This is a genomic window from Desulfosporosinus sp. Sb-LF (assembly GCF_004766055.1).
Classification (GTDB): Bacteria; Bacillota; Desulfitobacteriia; order Desulfitobacteriales; family Desulfitobacteriaceae; genus Desulfosporosinus.
The window spans coordinates 1-14,694 of record NZ_SPQR01000021.1 but is presented as its reverse complement, the minus strand read 5'-3'; the positions used below and the strand labels follow the sequence as shown (position 1 = coordinate 14,694).

The window sequence follows — 14,694 nt, the reverse complement described above, 5'->3', positions numbered from 1 at the left end:
TTGAGTCCTACGTTCCTTGTTGTTCTCATTGAGATAGTCGACCTTAATTGATGATAATTCTAAGAATCAATTTTTCTTGACTGGATATCATAGGAAATCAGCTTTGATTCTACGCCCTGTTGGCGTCACTGCTAAACCTCCTTGAGCCGTTTCTCGTAGGCTACAAGGCATCTGTTTACCGATTTCATTCATAGCATCAATCACTTCGTCAAGGGGAACCTTACTCTCCACGCCAGCGAGAGCCATCTCAGCTGCAGCAAGAGCGATCGTTGCTGCCGTAGCATTGCGCTTCACACATGGAACTTCTACCAGCCCCGCAATGGGGTCGCAAACCAACCCTAACAAGGACTTAAGGGCAATCGCGGCTGCATCACTAGTCTGGCCTGGTGTTCCACCGGCAAGCTCAACCGCTGCAGCCGCTGCCATCCCTGCCGCTGAACCAATTTCAGCCTGACACCCGCCCTCTGCACCTGAAACATTAGCCCGATCGGCAATAACCATTCCAATCCCTGCGGTAGTGAAGAGTGCGGTCACCAAATCGTCTTCAGAACAATTCAGAGCCTCCTCCACCGTGAGCAACACAGCCGGTAAAACCCCACAGGAACCCGCCGTGGGAGCTGCCACAATTTTCCCCATGGTGGCATTGACTTCAGCAACAGCCAAGGCCCGGGCAATTGCACCACTAATCCGTTCTCCAGTAAGGCTCTCTCCACTCTTCCAACGGGCCTGAACCTTAGCTGCATCGCCCCCGATAAGCCCTGAGTGCGATTTACGCTCCCCACTTAATCCTGAGTCCACAGCTTCTCGCATGACATTCAAGTTTAAACGCATACGTTCCCGTAATTCGGCCTCTGGTTTCTCAGACTCTTCTGCTTGCTCGGCCAGAATAATTTCTCCAATTTTCAATCCTCTTTTTTCTGCAAGCTGAACATAATCTTGATAAGCACGCATGAATGTTCCTCCTTACCCTAGTGGGTCAATCGCCATGGCTTGATAAACAGCTGGAAGCTTAAACATTAAAGCTAAGGCTGCAGGTTCAATTGCCTGATCCGTCTCGACAATCGTCAAGGCCTGAGAGCCTTTCTTTTCTCGTGAAACACGCATTTGTGCAATATTAATTTGAGCAGTGGCTAAAAGGGAAGTGACTTGGCCCACAACTCCAGGTAAATCCTGATGTAAGATGACCAACGTATTATAATCTCCCATGACCTCAACCTGAAATTCATTGATCCGATTCACCACAATTCTTCCACCGCCAATCGATGATCCGATCACTTCGACAACTTTCCCATCCCGTCCGGTTAATCGGAACTTTACCGTGTTGGGATGCACCTCTCCTAAGTTCTCAGTCTTAAAATAGATATTAATTCCCTTTTCCTCTGCAAGCTGAATTGCTTGAGGAATTCGTTCATCATCTGTACGCATACCAAGAAGTCCAGCAACTAGGGCGAAATTAGTACCGTGCCCTTTTCCTGTTTCAGCAAAGGAACCATGTAAAGTAATCTCTACCTCAATCGGTTCAGTTCCTAATATTTTTAAGGCCATAGCGCCAAGACGTACTGCTCCGGCCGTGTGTGAACTTGACGGTCCCACCATCACGGGTCCGATTAAATCAAAGACTGTACTCTTACCCAAACGTCAGCCCTCCTAGTGTAAATCCCCCCGAAGTTGGCTACCCACATTATATATGATGGTTAATAGTGACTCGCTTAATTGCTCTCTTGAATCTTTCCAATCTTGAATATAAAGTAGCTCGCGATGGCAATAGCAATAAATACTATACCAACGATCAGAGATACCCGGGTATCCGGGTTAATCCACATGCCGATGAGCACTGCTAATAAGAAAGCAATCGTTAAATAGTTGCTATAAGGGGAGAAGGGCATCTTGAAGGGGTGATCACTCATTGCGGAGGCGTTTGCTTTTCTGAATTTGGGCTGACTAATGAGCAAAACGAACCAAGGCATCATAGCAGGAAGAATACTGGCACTGTAAATATAAACGAAGAGTTTTTCTGGAGCAAAGTAATTTAAGATTACTCCAATAATTAGAGCTCCAATGGTCATTAGGAGACTGTTGGCAGGGACTCCATTTTTAGAAACTTTAGCCAACGATTTAGGGGCCTGTCCATCAACAGCTAGCGAGTATAGCATTCTTCCAGAGCTATAGATTGCGCTGTTACAGCCGGACATAGCTGCCGTAATGACAACGAAATTGATAATTCCTGCAGCAGAAGCGATCCCTATTCTGGCAAACGTTGAAACAAACGGACTGCCTAGAGTTCCGAGCTCATCCCAGGGGAAAAGGGTTACAATGATAAAGATAGCACCAATGTAGAAGATCAAGATACGATAGATAATATTTCCGATGGCTTTAGTTAGGGTTTTTTGCGGGTCTTTTGCTTCACCTGCCGTAATGCCGATCATCTCTACTCCCTGGTAGGCAGCCACGACAAGTGGTATGGCGAAGAGAAATCCTTTTAAACCGCCAGGGAAAAATCCACCATGGCTATAGAGGTTTGAAAGGCCAATAGCTTGACCGTTGTTGCCCAATCCGAAAAAGATTAGGGCAGCTCCAATGAAGATCATCGCTACAATGGTCACGACTTTAGTAAGTGAAAACCAAAATTCAAACTCACCGTAAAGCCTGACTGATGCTAAGTTGGCCGCTGCAATTATGATAATCAAGAACACCCCTGGAATCCATTGCGGCAGGCCGGGAAACCAGAATTTCATGTACATCCCGATGGCCGTAACTTCGGCCATACCAATGGTTACCCATGCAAACCAGTAACCCCAGGCAGTAATAAAACCGGCTAAGGGACTAATATACTTGTGGGCAAAGGTAACAAAAGAACCGGTGGTTGGATCGAGATAAAGCATTTCTCCCATTGAACGCATGATGAAGAAGAGGAAAGTACCGGCAATGGCGTAAGCCAAGAGAACGGAGGGCCCAGCCCACTTAATCGAAGTCGCTGACCCCATAAATAAGCCAACACCGATGGTGCCCCCGAGCGCAATCATTTCAATATGTCTCGCTTCAAGTCCTCGTTCAAGTTTTTCTGGTTCTGACAAATTAATTTCCTCCTTCATTGTTTGTACCCGCAAGAGCCAAGGGCCAAGGGGACGTTTTGTTTGCAAGCTTTCAATTGACTTTGATATTATCGAGTACCCCTCTCCCAATGACTGCCTATTACTCGATAGAGTCACCGCTTTACGGGTTCGCTTTTAAATCGTTTTTGAATAAGATGGCCTGTTCTGTCATGTTATATATTCCCGCCTTTTCCTTCGCGTTATTCACAATTAATAAAGATATACTCATTTCCATAAAACTAACGGGTTCCGTTCAGAGCATAAACTCTAAATGAAACCCGTAATATTATTCTTTGCCAAGGCCTCTAATGCAAAATAAATTCCTTGAGCTAATTTTATCGAAAAAAAAGGTAAAACAATCTTTATGTCATCACATATTTTTGACGAGATTGAACGAACCTGTGACCGCACAGCTATTATCAAGGATGGCTATTTGGTTGCTGTTGAGGATATGAAAACACTTTCACATTCAAAACATAAAGCTTATATTATCACCTTTTTATCAGAAGAAATGGCTGCGAACTTTGCTAAAGAGGACTTTGATGTAAAAGATAGCCTGGGGAAAAAAGTAACTGTGTCGGTTAAGGACAATATAATGCCGCTAATACATACTCTAGATAAATATGAAGTCACCAATCTTGATATTAAGCCGCAGAACCTTGAGGAGTTATTTATGCATTATTACGGAGGTAAAGAAATGTTTAGTTTGCCATTATTTAAGCGGGAGAGAAAGCTAATAATAAGCTGCTCATAATATTTGTCTATTTATTAACCCTATATATTTGTAAATGTTGCCAATATCTTTGGTATTTGCTGTAGATGTACTTTGTTGACAACTTCAAATTAAAAATAATATACTTTTCCTAAAGTAATATTATTGGAGGTAATACATATGGAAAAGGTACTTCAATTTTTAAGAGAAAATTCGGTTTGTTGTTTAGCAACTTGTAGCAATGATAAACCGAGGGCATCTACAATGGAATATGCAGTCGTTGGAGATAATGTATTATTTGCTACTGATTGCAATTCGATTAAAGCAGCTAATTTAAAAGCAAATAATAAAATCAGTTTTTCTGCTCATGCGATGCCCAAGTTTGTAACAATTGACGGAACGACTGCTACTCCGAATGAAGATGAGATTGAAGCATATAATAAAATACTTTTTGAAAGACATCCTGAATTCAAGGAAATGGTTGAAAAAGGTATGATGAAGCCTTTTGTTTATTTTAGACTTGTTCCTGAAGTTGTATATTATAACGATTATTCTGCTGGTATGACTCCAACAGAAGTAATTAAATTGTAAGTTCGTGATCATTAATATTTTATTAGATATTCAGCAACGTATTGCGCAAAAAGTATAAAGCCTAAGAATTCCACGATCCCTTCGATTTTTTGGGTCGTACCTTTTTAGGAAATATCTATTTCTGAACTAAAGGGCTTCTGCTGAAGGCAGGTGCTTTTTAATTTGGGTAGGAATGATATTTTCAAACGAACTGTGGATTATTTCTACTGTCTTAAAGGATATCGTATCAACTCAATTTCTTTCACCTCCCACATTTACACCCCTCACTAGAAGCTGACGGGGTGATATCAAGGAAACAGGGGCGAAGTGATATTGGGGGGTACTGAAATTCAGAAGATTTTCGGTTGCATTTCATTTATAATGTCTTTGAGAAAGAACTAATCTGGAGGAATTATTAAATGAAACAAGTCTATGCGCCAGGTTGTGCGCTGATGATCTATAAGCGTGAGCTTGCCAAAAAAATATTAGAGTTTTTAAATGAGGATTTATATGTTATTAATGAACACCTAATTTGTTGTAGACATGAGCCTAACCTCGAAAAAGGCACGCAAGTAATTAATACCTGCGCAGGCTGTGACAGGCGCTATGGAGAGCTGTATGAGGGGATATCTACAGTATCACTCTGGGAAATATTAGCCGAAAGCAAAACATTTCCGTTCCCTGACTATAACGGTATGGAAATGTCCATACATGATGCCTGCCCAACACGTACCGAGGAAAGGGTTCATTCTGCAATTAGAAAACTCCTTGAGAGGATGAATATTAATATAACTGAACCGAAGAATACTCGTACAAAAGCGGTCTGTTGCGGGGATAGTTTTTACGGCGTATTGCCTATAGAGCAGGTCAAGAAACAGATGAAAAAACGCTCGAACGAAATGCCTTGTGACAATGTAGTCGTTTATTGTGTTTCCTGTATAAAGGCAATGTTCATCGGCGGTAAAAAGCCACGCTATATCATTGACCTTTTGTTTGGAGAGACTACAGGAATAGGTACATTTGAGCCTGATGCCTGGCACGATGAATTACAAAGATTCATAGACACACACTAAGGTAGTGAGGGTGTTTGCTGACTTCCAAACGGTGCGTATCTAGAGAAGAGGATTATTATGCAAATCTATGCTAACAAAGAGTTGAACTTAAAGATTTACGAATTAGATCTTCCTAGGTGGGATGATTTTGAGAATCTATTTGGGGAAAGAGGAGCATGTGGTGGGTGTTGGTGCATGTCATGGCGTTTAAAGAGATTAGACTTCGAGCGTCAAAAGGGGGAGGGAAATAGAAGTGCCATGAGAACACTGGTTGAACAGAATATGAAAACAGGGGTTTTAGCATATAAAGATAACGAACCCATTGGTTGGTGTGCAGTTGCGCCAAGAGAAGATTATTTAAGACTCGAAAATTCACGAGTCCTAAAAAGAATTGATAATGAACAAGTTTGGTCTGTGACTTGTTTTTTTATAGCTAAATCCCTTAGAAGAAAAGGCATATCTTTTGAACTTCTAAAAGGGGTTATTAAATACTGCGAGATTAACAAGGTTAAGATAATTGAAGGGTATCCAGTCGTACCATATGGAGAACAAGTTCCAGATGCCTTTGAGTGGACGGGTATCCCTTCTGTTTTTGAAAGGGCTGGTTTTGTTGAGGTAGAAAGAAGGTCCAAATCAAAACCTATAATGAGATATTATACAGTACATGCTAACAATGGAACGACGTGAACAATAAATGCTGTAGCCCAAGCCCCTTCCCACCAACTCGCCTCCGTAAACTGCTCGATGACATATCGGGGCGAACTCCGCCGGGGTGGCTGTCTTGCTTAACCTGTGCGTTTTTATATATTTTGGTTTCTAGTATCTCTACATGTGACGAAAGGACATCGAGTCCATAGCGTAGCCACCGCGGGGAAGTCGGAAAAAGCTTTTATATCTTTGATTGACAAGCCCTTCTTTCGCATAGTAACGGATCGTATGAACTGAAAGTTTTGTTCGTTTAGCAACATCATTTACGGTATAAAACATCTTGTCCTCCAGTAATATTCTAAGAATTTTTTAGCCAAATCAAGAAAAAACACTTGACTGAGAGTAAACTCTCAAGATTATGATTATAATATTATGGCAAAGATCATGGGCATGGAGGATGCCAAGGAGCCGATGGACTTCATTACTGCGTTGATAAAAATGCAAAAGCCACAATGGGTGCCCAGTTTCTGGTAAACAGAGTGATGCTGACCCTTGAGGACTGCGTGGCAATTTATACAAAATCTTACAAGTAGAATATAGCTAATTGTAAACATGCCAAGCAGCATCCATTTATCTGTAGTAGAACCAATTTAAGAATGGAACAGGGGAGTATACTCGGAATGACTAAGTGATAGGGTATATATAGAACAAGTTATGCTATAAAATACTCAAATCTAAGATTGAAGGAGAAAACTATGAAAGTATTATTAGTAAATGGAAGTCCACATGAAAAAGGATGTACCTATACAGCATTAAACGAAGTGGCAGAAACTTTAAATCATGAAGGAATAGATACGGAAATATTTCAAATTGGAACAAAGCCATTGGCTGGATGTACTGCCTGTAAAAGATGTTTCCAGCTAGGTCATTGTGTATTTGATGACAAAGTCAATGAATTTCTTGAAATAGCAGGAAATTTTGATGGCTATATATTTGGTTCTCCGGTACACTTTGCAGCTGCCAGTGGGGCAATAACTTCTTTTATGGATCGTGCATTTTATGCAGGTTCACGTTCAAGTAAGCAGCCTTTTAATTTGAAACCAGCAGCTGCTGTCGTATCAGCCAGAAGAGCCGGAACAACTGCAACCTTTGACCAGCTAAACAAGTATTTCACCATAGCGCAAATGCCTATTATCTCATCGCAATATTGGAATATGGTTCACGGTGCCACGCCTGAAGATGTGAAAAAGGATATAGAAGGGCTTCAGATTATGCGTACCTTAGGCAGAAATATGGCATTCTTCTTAAAATGCAAAGAAGCTGGAATAAAAGCAGGCATTGCTTTCCCAGAAAGAGAAGAAATTACATTCACAAATTTCATTCGGTAAAGAACAGTAGAACAGCGAGTCGGTGCAATATATGAAGCGGAAGGATTGACGAAATCTCTGAAATAATAAACAGCCGGGATTCACTACTTGAAGAGTTCGATGAAGAAATATTTAATGCGTTGTTATGGCGGAATTTTACGATTTAGTCAACTTGGATGAGAGAGATATTTTGGAACGCTTGAGACAAATCACGTTGCTCAAGATGGACTTAATGCAAAAACACCCAATGGTTTTTAATTTTATCGCACACGTATCATTTCTCGATAGCGCTGACATCAAAAGCAGCATCCTGGAACAGCGAGATAAGCAGACTAATGACGTATATCCTAAACTGTTCTATGACATCGACCGCACCCTATTCCGTGAGGATATCGATGTGGACACGGCAATCAGCGTCATACTCTGCACGATAGAAAGCTATGCGCAAGGCGAAGCGAATCCTGACAAATCAACCGCTGATTACTACGGTGAATACAAGCGGTATTTAAGCGATCTCGAACGCTACATCCAACTTTTTCGAACGAGCTTTTATAGGTAGGAGGAATTACAATGGCAGTCATCGAAATAATCGGTCTGACCAAATCCTACGGAAAAACACAGGCGCTTTGTGGTATCGATCTATCCGTGAAGCAAGGCGAAGTCCACGGATTCATCGGCATGAACGGCGCGGGAAAATCCACGACAATCCGCATTCTGCTCGGTATGCTGAAAAAGGACGGCGGTGAGGTAAAACTGTTGGATGGCGATCCTTTCAAGGACTGTGTGGAGCTGCATAAACGACTAGCTTATATACCAAGTGAAATCAATCCGTGGCCCGATCTAAGTGGCGGCGAGGTTATCGATCTGCTTTCTCGTATGCGCGGTAAGCCGGATTCCAAACGGCGCGCGGAACTGATCGAGCGTTTCCAGTTTGATCCGAGTAAAAAATGCCGCACTTATTCCAAAGGCAATCGGCAAAAAGTTGCGTTAATTGCGGCGCTTGTGTCGGATGTTGAGCTGTATATTTTCGACGAACCGACATCCGGTCTTGACCCACTGATGGAATCGGTGTTTCAGGATTATGTGCGGGAAATGGCGACGCGGGGGAAAACAGTGTTCTTATCCAGCCATATTTTGACTGAGGTTGAAAAACTCTGTGACCGCGTAACCATTATCAAAGAGGGGCGGATTGTGGAATCAGGCAGTCTGCTCGAATTGCAGCAGTTTTCACGACTGGTCGTACATGTGGAATGTACGCGGCCTGTCACAGGGATACAGCTTCCAGGCGTATACGGCCTTCGTTGCGAAGGAAATATGGCGAGCTTTAGCGTCAATTCCGCAGCCCTCAATGCGTCGTTAAAGAAGTTGACAGAATATAAAATTGTTTCATTGCATTGCGCCCCGCCTGAGTTGGAGGATCTCTTTTTGCACTATTATGCCAAGGGGGGTGAAGTGCAATGAAACAAAACGACTACACAGCGACCGGAAACTTGCTAAAAATCTACCTTCGGAATAACAAGGTGATGACATCCTTACTCATCTTGCTGCCGTTTCTGTTTGCCTATGCTGCGGCGGCATCCAATATGGCAATCTTACAAACGCCGGATCAGTTAAGCACCTACATCAGGGAAAATCAAGGAAACTTGCTGCTGGGTTCCATTGTCGCAAGCTCAATTGCGGGCGCAACAATTTGGCGCATACGGCTTTCTACCGTAATCATTACGTCGATCCTCAGCATCGTACTCATCATCAATAACACGCGCAAGGACGAAGATCAAGGTAGGCTAGAGCTTCTTCGCGCTGGCGCTGTGGGACCAAAAGCATCGCTGACGGCCGTATTGATAAAAGTATTTTGCGCGAATTCGCTGGGCGGTTTGGCGATGGGCCTGGGATTTATAGCGGCTGGTTTTCCGGCAGTGGGTTCATGGGTGGCAGGGCTAGCATCGGCGCTTTGTAGCTGCAGCTTTGCTGCAATGGCAGCAATTGCGGCACAGGTTGCGCCGAATGCGCGCTTGGCTCGTGGGCTTTCGTTTGGAGCGCTTACTTTTTTCTTTGTGTGTCAGATCCTCGCCAATGTTGCTGGAAACATGAGTTTGATGCTGTGGACGCCGTTCGGCTGGTGCGCATACGCGCGCCCCTTCGCAGGAGAGAATTTCTGGTTATTCGCGTTTGCAATACCGGCCATCGCCCTGCTGACGGCCATCGCCTATCGTCTAGACGACCGTCGAGATATGGGCGGAAGTTATCTCAGGGAACGTGGCGGCAGAGTTTATGCGCGCAAAAGCTTCAAAAGCCCTTTAGCACTCGCTTGGCGACAGCAAAGGGATATGCTTTTCGTTTGGGTGGCGGCATACGTTGTGATGGGCTTGATTATCGCTTCGCTCGTGCCCAAGATCAACACAATGCTTGAAGGCACGGCCTTCTTACCTGGATTATCAGCTATTTTAGGCGGACCTGGACGCGCATTCCTCGCGATACTGGCCTATATCTTGACGCAGGTTTTGACCGCCTACGCGATCATGGCCATTTTGCGCATCCGGGAAGAAGAATCAATGACCCGCACTGAATTGGTATTATCCAGTGCGGCTTCACGCGTACGGTATGCAGCAGGTCATCTATTGATCGCCTTTATCGGCAGTGCGGCGGCTATCGCACTGTTTGGCTTTTGCATCGGAGATTTTGCTTCCTGCATCGCACGGCTGCCGGTGGTATGGCTAATTGCTTCGGTCACGGCGTTTCTATACGGCTTTGCGCCCCGTGCCGCTGCGCCGGTCAGTTGGGGAGTGTTCGGCGCGTTGATATTGATGGAGTTTTTATGGGAGATTAAGGTGATTGGCAACAATGTTTTCGCTCTCTCGCCGTTTTCGTGGGTTTACCCCGGTCTCGCAGTATCCTTTCCCTCCATTTTTACGATGCTGCTGATGGCTGCTGTGTTGGTAGGTTTGGGCCTGGTCTTCTTTTCACGCAGAGATATTATCTCGGAGTAGTCTGCAATAAATTGTTTGGCGTCCAAGTTGCAGATGAAGAGAGGGGATTCTCTCTTTGAAGGAACTCCTGCGCGATGTGTCATGTGCGTAATATGACTATATGGAAATGTAGCTCTATTGGGGTGACAGGGTGAACCTGTCGCTTGGGGAGGCCCCATAGTAATGAATACTAAGTGTCGGTTCTCATTAGATAAAACCCGAAAAAACAAACAAGGCACCCTACGTTTCAAACTCGTAAAGTGCCTTGCTCGTTTTATCGTCATCCTTCACATTCACCGTCACACCGGACTTAAATTCCACAGCGAATTTACTCTTGTAGACAGTGACCTTTTCAATCAGCCGCCGGACCAGATGCTCGTCGTATTCGGTAATGGCGGTGGGATGTTCGCGCAGGCGGTAAATCTCATCGGCGACATCTTCGTAGTCGGCCTTGGAGCTGGCCAGCTTCAAAAGCTCCGTTTGCAGTTTCTCCAACCGGTTGTCAATGTCGGTGAGGACCTTATCGTTTTCCCTGCTTAAAACGGTGGCGATGTTGTTCTGCAGTGCGTGGGTTGTCAGTAGGCTTATCCCGCGCTTTGGAAATTCCGCTCAAATGTATGATTGTATTTGTAACTATACGAATATTAAAAGGCGGTCGGATAGATGAATAAAATCCAATTATGGACGAAAGATTTCTTAATAGGTACTTTCACGAACTTTTTTCTTATGATGAACTACTATTTATTAATTGTAATTATGACCGCATATGCGATGGATACTTTCGATTCCTCACCCAGTGAAGCGGGTCTTGCAGCCAGCATTTTTGTAATTGGGGCGCTTGTTGCACGTTTGTTTTGCGGGAGATGGATTGAACGAGTGGGCAGAAAAAGGATGCTCATTTCGGGAACAATTTTAAGTTTGGTTATGACGTTATTCTATTTCGGTTTAAATAATATTTGCCTCCTGTTTATTATTCGCTTTCTTCATGGCGTTGCATATGGTATTGCCGCTACCGCAATAGGGACAATTGTGACGAATATTATTCCTAAGAGCAGAAGAGGAGAAGGTATTGGCTATTACATGCTGAGCATTACGCTTGCAACGGCTATCGGTCCCTTCCTTGGAATGTTTATTATCCAATATGGGAGCTTCAGGTTGATTTTTGTGGCTTGCACAATTTCTGCGGTATTAACTCTTGTGAACGCCTTCTTTTTATCTGTTCCTGAAATTAAATTGACGAATGAGCAATTAGAGGAGATGAAAGGATTCAAATGGAGTAATTTCTTTGAATCAAAGGCCATTCCAATTTCTATCGTTTGTGCAATTATTTACTTTTGCTATTCAAGTCTCATCTCTTTCCTCACACCATATGCCAAAGAAATTCATTTGATGGACGCAGCCAGTTTCTTTTTCATCGTATACGCTGTTGTCATCTTAATTACAAGACCGGTTACTGGTCGATTATTTGATTCCAAAGGTGAAAATATAATCATGTATCCAGCCTTTATTATCTTCATGATCGGAATGATATTCCTTAGTCAAGCCCGTCAGGGGATTACCTTACTAGCTGCTGGAGCTTTTCTTGGTTTTGGCTTAGGAGTTGTACAATCTTGTGGCCAAGCAATTGCCGTTAAAGTGACTCCACAGCACCGATTGGGACTATCAAATTCTACTTTTTTTATATTTGTTGACGTAGGGGTTGGAGTTGGACCATTTGTATTAGGATTATTTATCCCTTTTACTGGTTACAGGGGTGTATATATGGGTATGGCGATTGTAACGGTTGCATGTGCCTTTTTATATCATTTGTTACATGGGGGAAAAGCTTCACAAAAGAAAAAAGTAGTGGAGGAAACAGCAGCGTAATGGGTGAAGCTTAAGCACGTGTTATTTGGCTAGCAATAATATATGTTCATGAAATTGTGAGTGTTTGTAAAACTGAAAGAATGGTACACTTCTTGGTATTACTTCATTGATAGTCCTTACTAAAGGTGTATCCTCTGGTCTTTGTTTCCAGTAAACTACAGTACACCTCAGATAAGACCAAGGTCGCCATAGTGCAATACTTAGCCCCGACTGGATCATTGACGATCAACGAAATGCGTGAGCTCTCTGGGTTAGGGGCGATTGATGGAGGCGAGCGCAGCGTTGAAAGTTTAAATTTCGTGGACGTTACAATCAAAAATGATTATCTAGGGCTAAAAACAGTAATAACCACCGGATAATAGGGAAGGTGATATTGATAAAATTAATGAGAAAGACGGGGACTAAAAGACCCCCTATGTTAGATCAGTATCTATCATAGAGGGTCTTCTGAAGACACATTATTTTTTTAGGGACGCGACAAAATCTCCAATTGCTTTTATCTGGGTGTCAGTGAGTTTGCCAGCAAAAGCAGGCATTTTACCTTGTCCCTTAAGGATGATAGCTTGAACCTTTGAAGAGTTATTCTTCCACTCATCAGTATTTATAGCAGGTCCAGCACTCCCTCCAGCTCCGGTAACGCCGTGACATCCTGCACAATTTGTTGTATATAAAGCTGCGTCGCTTACCTGGGTTGTAGTAACTGGCGGGTTTGTAGTAGGTGTAGTGGCTGCTGGTGGATTTGTAGTAGGTGCCGTTTGCGTAGTCACTTGAGGAGTCTGAGGGGGTGATGGAGCAGGTTGATTCTTACTACACCCTATTAAGAGCAAAAGACTTAGAAAAGTAATAACAGTTATAGATTTCCGTAGACTCATCTTGTATTATTCCTCCTAATTGTAATCTGCTCTTAGAATGCACATATACGTTGCAAAATATTCTCGAAAGCTAGAGCATTATTGATGCTCTTTAATGTAATGAGCCTAGATTTTGGCGTGATTAATGCGGATTGGGCCAATAACTATGCATCAATCTTTAACAGCGGCCAAGCCGCCAAAGACTATGGTGATTCGCTGGATAGCGCGACCTCAGCGGCAAATGCCCAAAACGCAGCTCAGAAAGCGCTGAATAAATCGGTGAACGCTAACACGATGAACTTTGACTAACTCCACAACATCACGAACAGTGATGCGCTGGCCAGCAGGGATAACCTATGATGGTGGTTTTGCTGATTACATGGTCACCGAAGCTGAAGAGCTAGTTCTTATACCAGATGAACTAAACGACTTAGAAGGAGCCCCATTGCTGTGCGCAGGGGTGACAACCTTTGATGCACTACGCAATTCAGGTGCCCGTCCTGGAGATGTGGTAGCTATTCAAGGGGTTGGAGGTCTAGGACATCTAGCGATTCAGTATGCCAAAAGGATGGGTTATAAAACGATTGCTCTTTCGCGTGGAACGGACAAAAAGGAATTAGCTTTGAAGTTAGGGGCGCAGGTGTTTATTGATACACAGAGTACAGATGTGGCTCAAGAACTCCAAAAACTTGGTGGTGCACGTGTTATTCTCGCGACGGCCCCTGACAATAAAGCCATTTCTCAGCTGATCAATGGGCTAGGGTTTGATGGCAAATTAGTTATTGTAGCGGGCGTGGAAGGACCTATTCAAGTTTTTGGGGGACAATTGCTGAATGGAAGACGCAGCGTCCAAGGCTGGGTAGCTAGCGGCCCAGATGCTAGGAAAGATACCATCAATTTCAGCTTACTTACTGAGGTCCATCCAATGATTGAAACATTCCCACTCGAACAAGTAGCAGAAGCCTATGAAAAGATGATGAACGCCAAAGTTCGCTTCAGAGCCGTCTTGACAATGTGAGCACCCGAGATTAATGCCCAGTTTTGCTTCTTAACTCATCCAGAAAACTCATAACAGGGGGAATGCTTATTATGATTTTGCAAGAGTACGCTAAACAGCTAAAAGAGGTACTAGCCTTAGATGGTACTCCGGTTGGTGTAGCCTTTAGTGATTCTTCCGCAAGCAATGGTAAAGGAAGTAAAGTTATGGCTTGCTCCGCTTTCTACCAGGCTGCCAGAAAGGGGGTCACATTTAATGTTAGTGCGGAAACAAGTACTTTTCCTGGAGGTTTTCGAAGAGTGGAGACACCCCCGAAAACAGCCAGAGCCTTTATGTACCAAGGGTTCTAGCTATCGCCACAAAATTATGGTAAACGAACGAAAGGGTGAGGGGTTAGATATAAAGGTTGAGTGGAACACACCGTTTATGGTAGTAAGTGATGATGCGTTGGCAGAGGCAATATGGTGTGCACCCCGTCAATAGGACAATGAAAAAATAGAACGAAGTTTGCCGAATTGCTACCCGTCTAAAAAGCGGGTAGCAATTCTTTATGCGGCCTTTACGTACTGCATA

At 43.5% G+C, this 14,694-nt stretch carries 19 protein-coding genes; 13 read left to right on the top strand and 6 right to left on the bottom strand.

Annotated features, from left to right (window positions below; genetic code table 11):
- Positions 1-87: 87 nt before the first annotated feature.
- From sdaAA to E4K68_RS19130, 3 genes are all read right to left on the bottom strand, one after another.
- Positions 88-951 (bottom strand): L-serine ammonia-lyase, iron-sulfur-dependent, subunit alpha, encoded by an 864-nt coding sequence (sdaAA, locus tag E4K68_RS19140; RefSeq protein WP_135380543.1) that lies wholly within the window; start codon positions 949-951, stop codon positions 88-90.
- A 12-nt stretch (positions 952-963) separates the two neighbouring features.
- Positions 964-1,635, bottom strand: a complete 672-nt coding sequence (sdaAB, locus tag E4K68_RS19135) for an L-serine ammonia-lyase, iron-sulfur-dependent subunit beta (protein WP_135380541.1) — start codon at positions 1,633-1,635, stop codon at positions 964-966.
- A 74-nt stretch (positions 1,636-1,709) separates the two neighbouring features.
- Positions 1,710-3,023: an amino acid permease gene (locus E4K68_RS19130; RefSeq protein ID WP_348982879.1), complete on the bottom strand. Its 1,314-nt coding sequence runs from the start codon at positions 3,021-3,023 to the stop codon at positions 1,710-1,712.
- Positions 3,024-3,456: 433 nt separating this feature from the next.
- On the opposite strand from E4K68_RS19130, the gene E4K68_RS19125 reads away from it, so the two are divergent.
- The 4 genes from E4K68_RS19125 to E4K68_RS19110 all read left to right on the top strand — a co-directional run bounded on the left by E4K68_RS19125 (position 3,457) and on the right by E4K68_RS19110 (position 6,113).
- The gene (locus E4K68_RS19125; RefSeq protein ID WP_135380536.1) at positions 3,457-3,846 is read left to right on the top strand and encodes a hypothetical protein; all 390 of its coding nucleotides are present in this window, start codon (positions 3,457-3,459) and stop codon (positions 3,844-3,846) included.
- A 138-nt stretch (positions 3,847-3,984) separates the two neighbouring features.
- Positions 3,985-4,395 carry a pyridoxamine 5'-phosphate oxidase family protein gene (locus E4K68_RS19120; protein WP_135380534.1) on the top strand — a complete coding sequence of 137 codons (411 nt, stop codon included), beginning with the start codon at positions 3,985-3,987 and terminating at the stop codon, positions 4,393-4,395.
- 398 nt (positions 4,396-4,793) lie between these two features.
- Entirely contained in the window at positions 4,794-5,447 is a 654-nt protein-coding gene (locus tag E4K68_RS19115) for a (Fe-S)-binding protein (protein ID WP_135380531.1), read from the top strand.
- A gap of 57 nt (positions 5,448-5,504) precedes the next feature.
- Positions 5,505-6,113, top strand: a complete 609-nt coding sequence (locus E4K68_RS19110) for a GNAT family N-acetyltransferase (protein ID WP_135380529.1) — start codon at positions 5,505-5,507, stop codon at positions 6,111-6,113.
- Between the two features lie 138 nt (positions 6,114-6,251).
- Here the strand turns inward: E4K68_RS19110 and E4K68_RS19105 are convergent, their stop codons facing one another.
- A complete protein-coding gene (locus E4K68_RS19105; protein ID WP_135380526.1) occupies positions 6,252-6,413 on the bottom strand; it encodes a MerR family DNA-binding transcriptional regulator in 162 nt (53 codons plus the stop codon).
- 416 nt (positions 6,414-6,829) lie between these two features.
- Between E4K68_RS19105 and E4K68_RS19095 the strand changes: the two genes are divergently transcribed.
- The 4 genes from E4K68_RS19095 to E4K68_RS19080 all read left to right on the top strand — a co-directional run bounded on the left by E4K68_RS19095 (position 6,830) and on the right by E4K68_RS19080 (position 10,428).
- On the top strand, positions 6,830-7,462 hold the full coding sequence (locus E4K68_RS19095; RefSeq protein WP_135380522.1) for a flavodoxin family protein: 633 nt from the start codon (positions 6,830-6,832) through the stop codon (positions 7,460-7,462).
- A 124-nt stretch (positions 7,463-7,586) separates the two neighbouring features.
- Positions 7,587-8,000 (top strand): hypothetical protein, encoded by a 414-nt coding sequence (locus E4K68_RS19090; protein ID WP_158291476.1) that lies wholly within the window; start codon positions 7,587-7,589, stop codon positions 7,998-8,000.
- 11 nt (positions 8,001-8,011) lie between these two features.
- Entirely contained in the window at positions 8,012-8,902 is an 891-nt protein-coding gene (locus E4K68_RS19085; protein ID WP_135380517.1) for an ABC transporter ATP-binding protein, read from the top strand.
- A complete protein-coding gene (locus tag E4K68_RS19080; RefSeq protein WP_135380515.1) occupies positions 8,899-10,428 on the top strand; it encodes a hypothetical protein in 1,530 nt (509 codons plus the stop codon). Before E4K68_RS19085 ends, E4K68_RS19080 begins: the two co-directional genes overlap by 4 nt.
- A gap of 219 nt (positions 10,429-10,647) precedes the next feature.
- Here E4K68_RS19080 and E4K68_RS19075 read toward each other — a convergent pair whose 3' ends face one another.
- Entirely contained in the window at positions 10,648-10,902 is a 255-nt protein-coding gene (locus tag E4K68_RS19075; RefSeq protein ID WP_243450454.1) for a hypothetical protein, read from the bottom strand.
- A 168-nt stretch (positions 10,903-11,070) separates the two neighbouring features.
- Here E4K68_RS19075 and E4K68_RS19070 point away from each other — a divergent pair, with 168 nt between their 5' ends.
- Positions 11,071-12,273, top strand: a complete 1,203-nt coding sequence (locus tag E4K68_RS19070) for an MFS transporter (protein WP_135380513.1) — start codon at positions 11,071-11,073, stop codon at positions 12,271-12,273.
- 191 nt (positions 12,274-12,464) lie between these two features.
- Positions 12,465-12,632, top strand: a complete 168-nt coding sequence (locus tag E4K68_RS20520; protein WP_158291475.1) for a hypothetical protein — start codon at positions 12,465-12,467, stop codon at positions 12,630-12,632.
- A gap of 99 nt (positions 12,633-12,731) precedes the next feature.
- Here E4K68_RS20520 and E4K68_RS19065 read toward each other — a convergent pair whose 3' ends face one another.
- Complete coding sequence (locus E4K68_RS19065; protein WP_135380511.1) at positions 12,732-13,145, bottom strand: cytochrome c; 414 nt, start codon at positions 13,143-13,145, stop codon at positions 12,732-12,734.
- 84 nt (positions 13,146-13,229) lie between these two features.
- Between E4K68_RS19065 and E4K68_RS19060 the strand changes: the two genes are divergently transcribed.
- The 3 genes from E4K68_RS19060 to E4K68_RS19050 all read left to right on the top strand — a co-directional run bounded on the left by E4K68_RS19060 (position 13,230) and on the right by E4K68_RS19050 (position 14,471).
- On the top strand, positions 13,230-13,433 hold the full coding sequence (locus E4K68_RS19060) for a hypothetical protein (protein WP_135380509.1): 204 nt from the start codon (positions 13,230-13,232) through the stop codon (positions 13,431-13,433).
- Positions 13,434-13,455: 22 nt separating this feature from the next.
- Positions 13,456-14,142, top strand: a complete 687-nt coding sequence (locus E4K68_RS19055) for a zinc-binding dehydrogenase (RefSeq protein ID WP_135380585.1) — start codon at positions 13,456-13,458, stop codon at positions 14,140-14,142.
- A 71-nt stretch (positions 14,143-14,213) separates the two neighbouring features.
- Positions 14,214-14,471 carry a DUF169 domain-containing protein gene (locus tag E4K68_RS19050; RefSeq protein ID WP_135380507.1) on the top strand — a complete coding sequence of 86 codons (258 nt, stop codon included), beginning with the start codon at positions 14,214-14,216 and terminating at the stop codon, positions 14,469-14,471.
- Positions 14,472-14,694 lie beyond the last annotated feature (223 nt).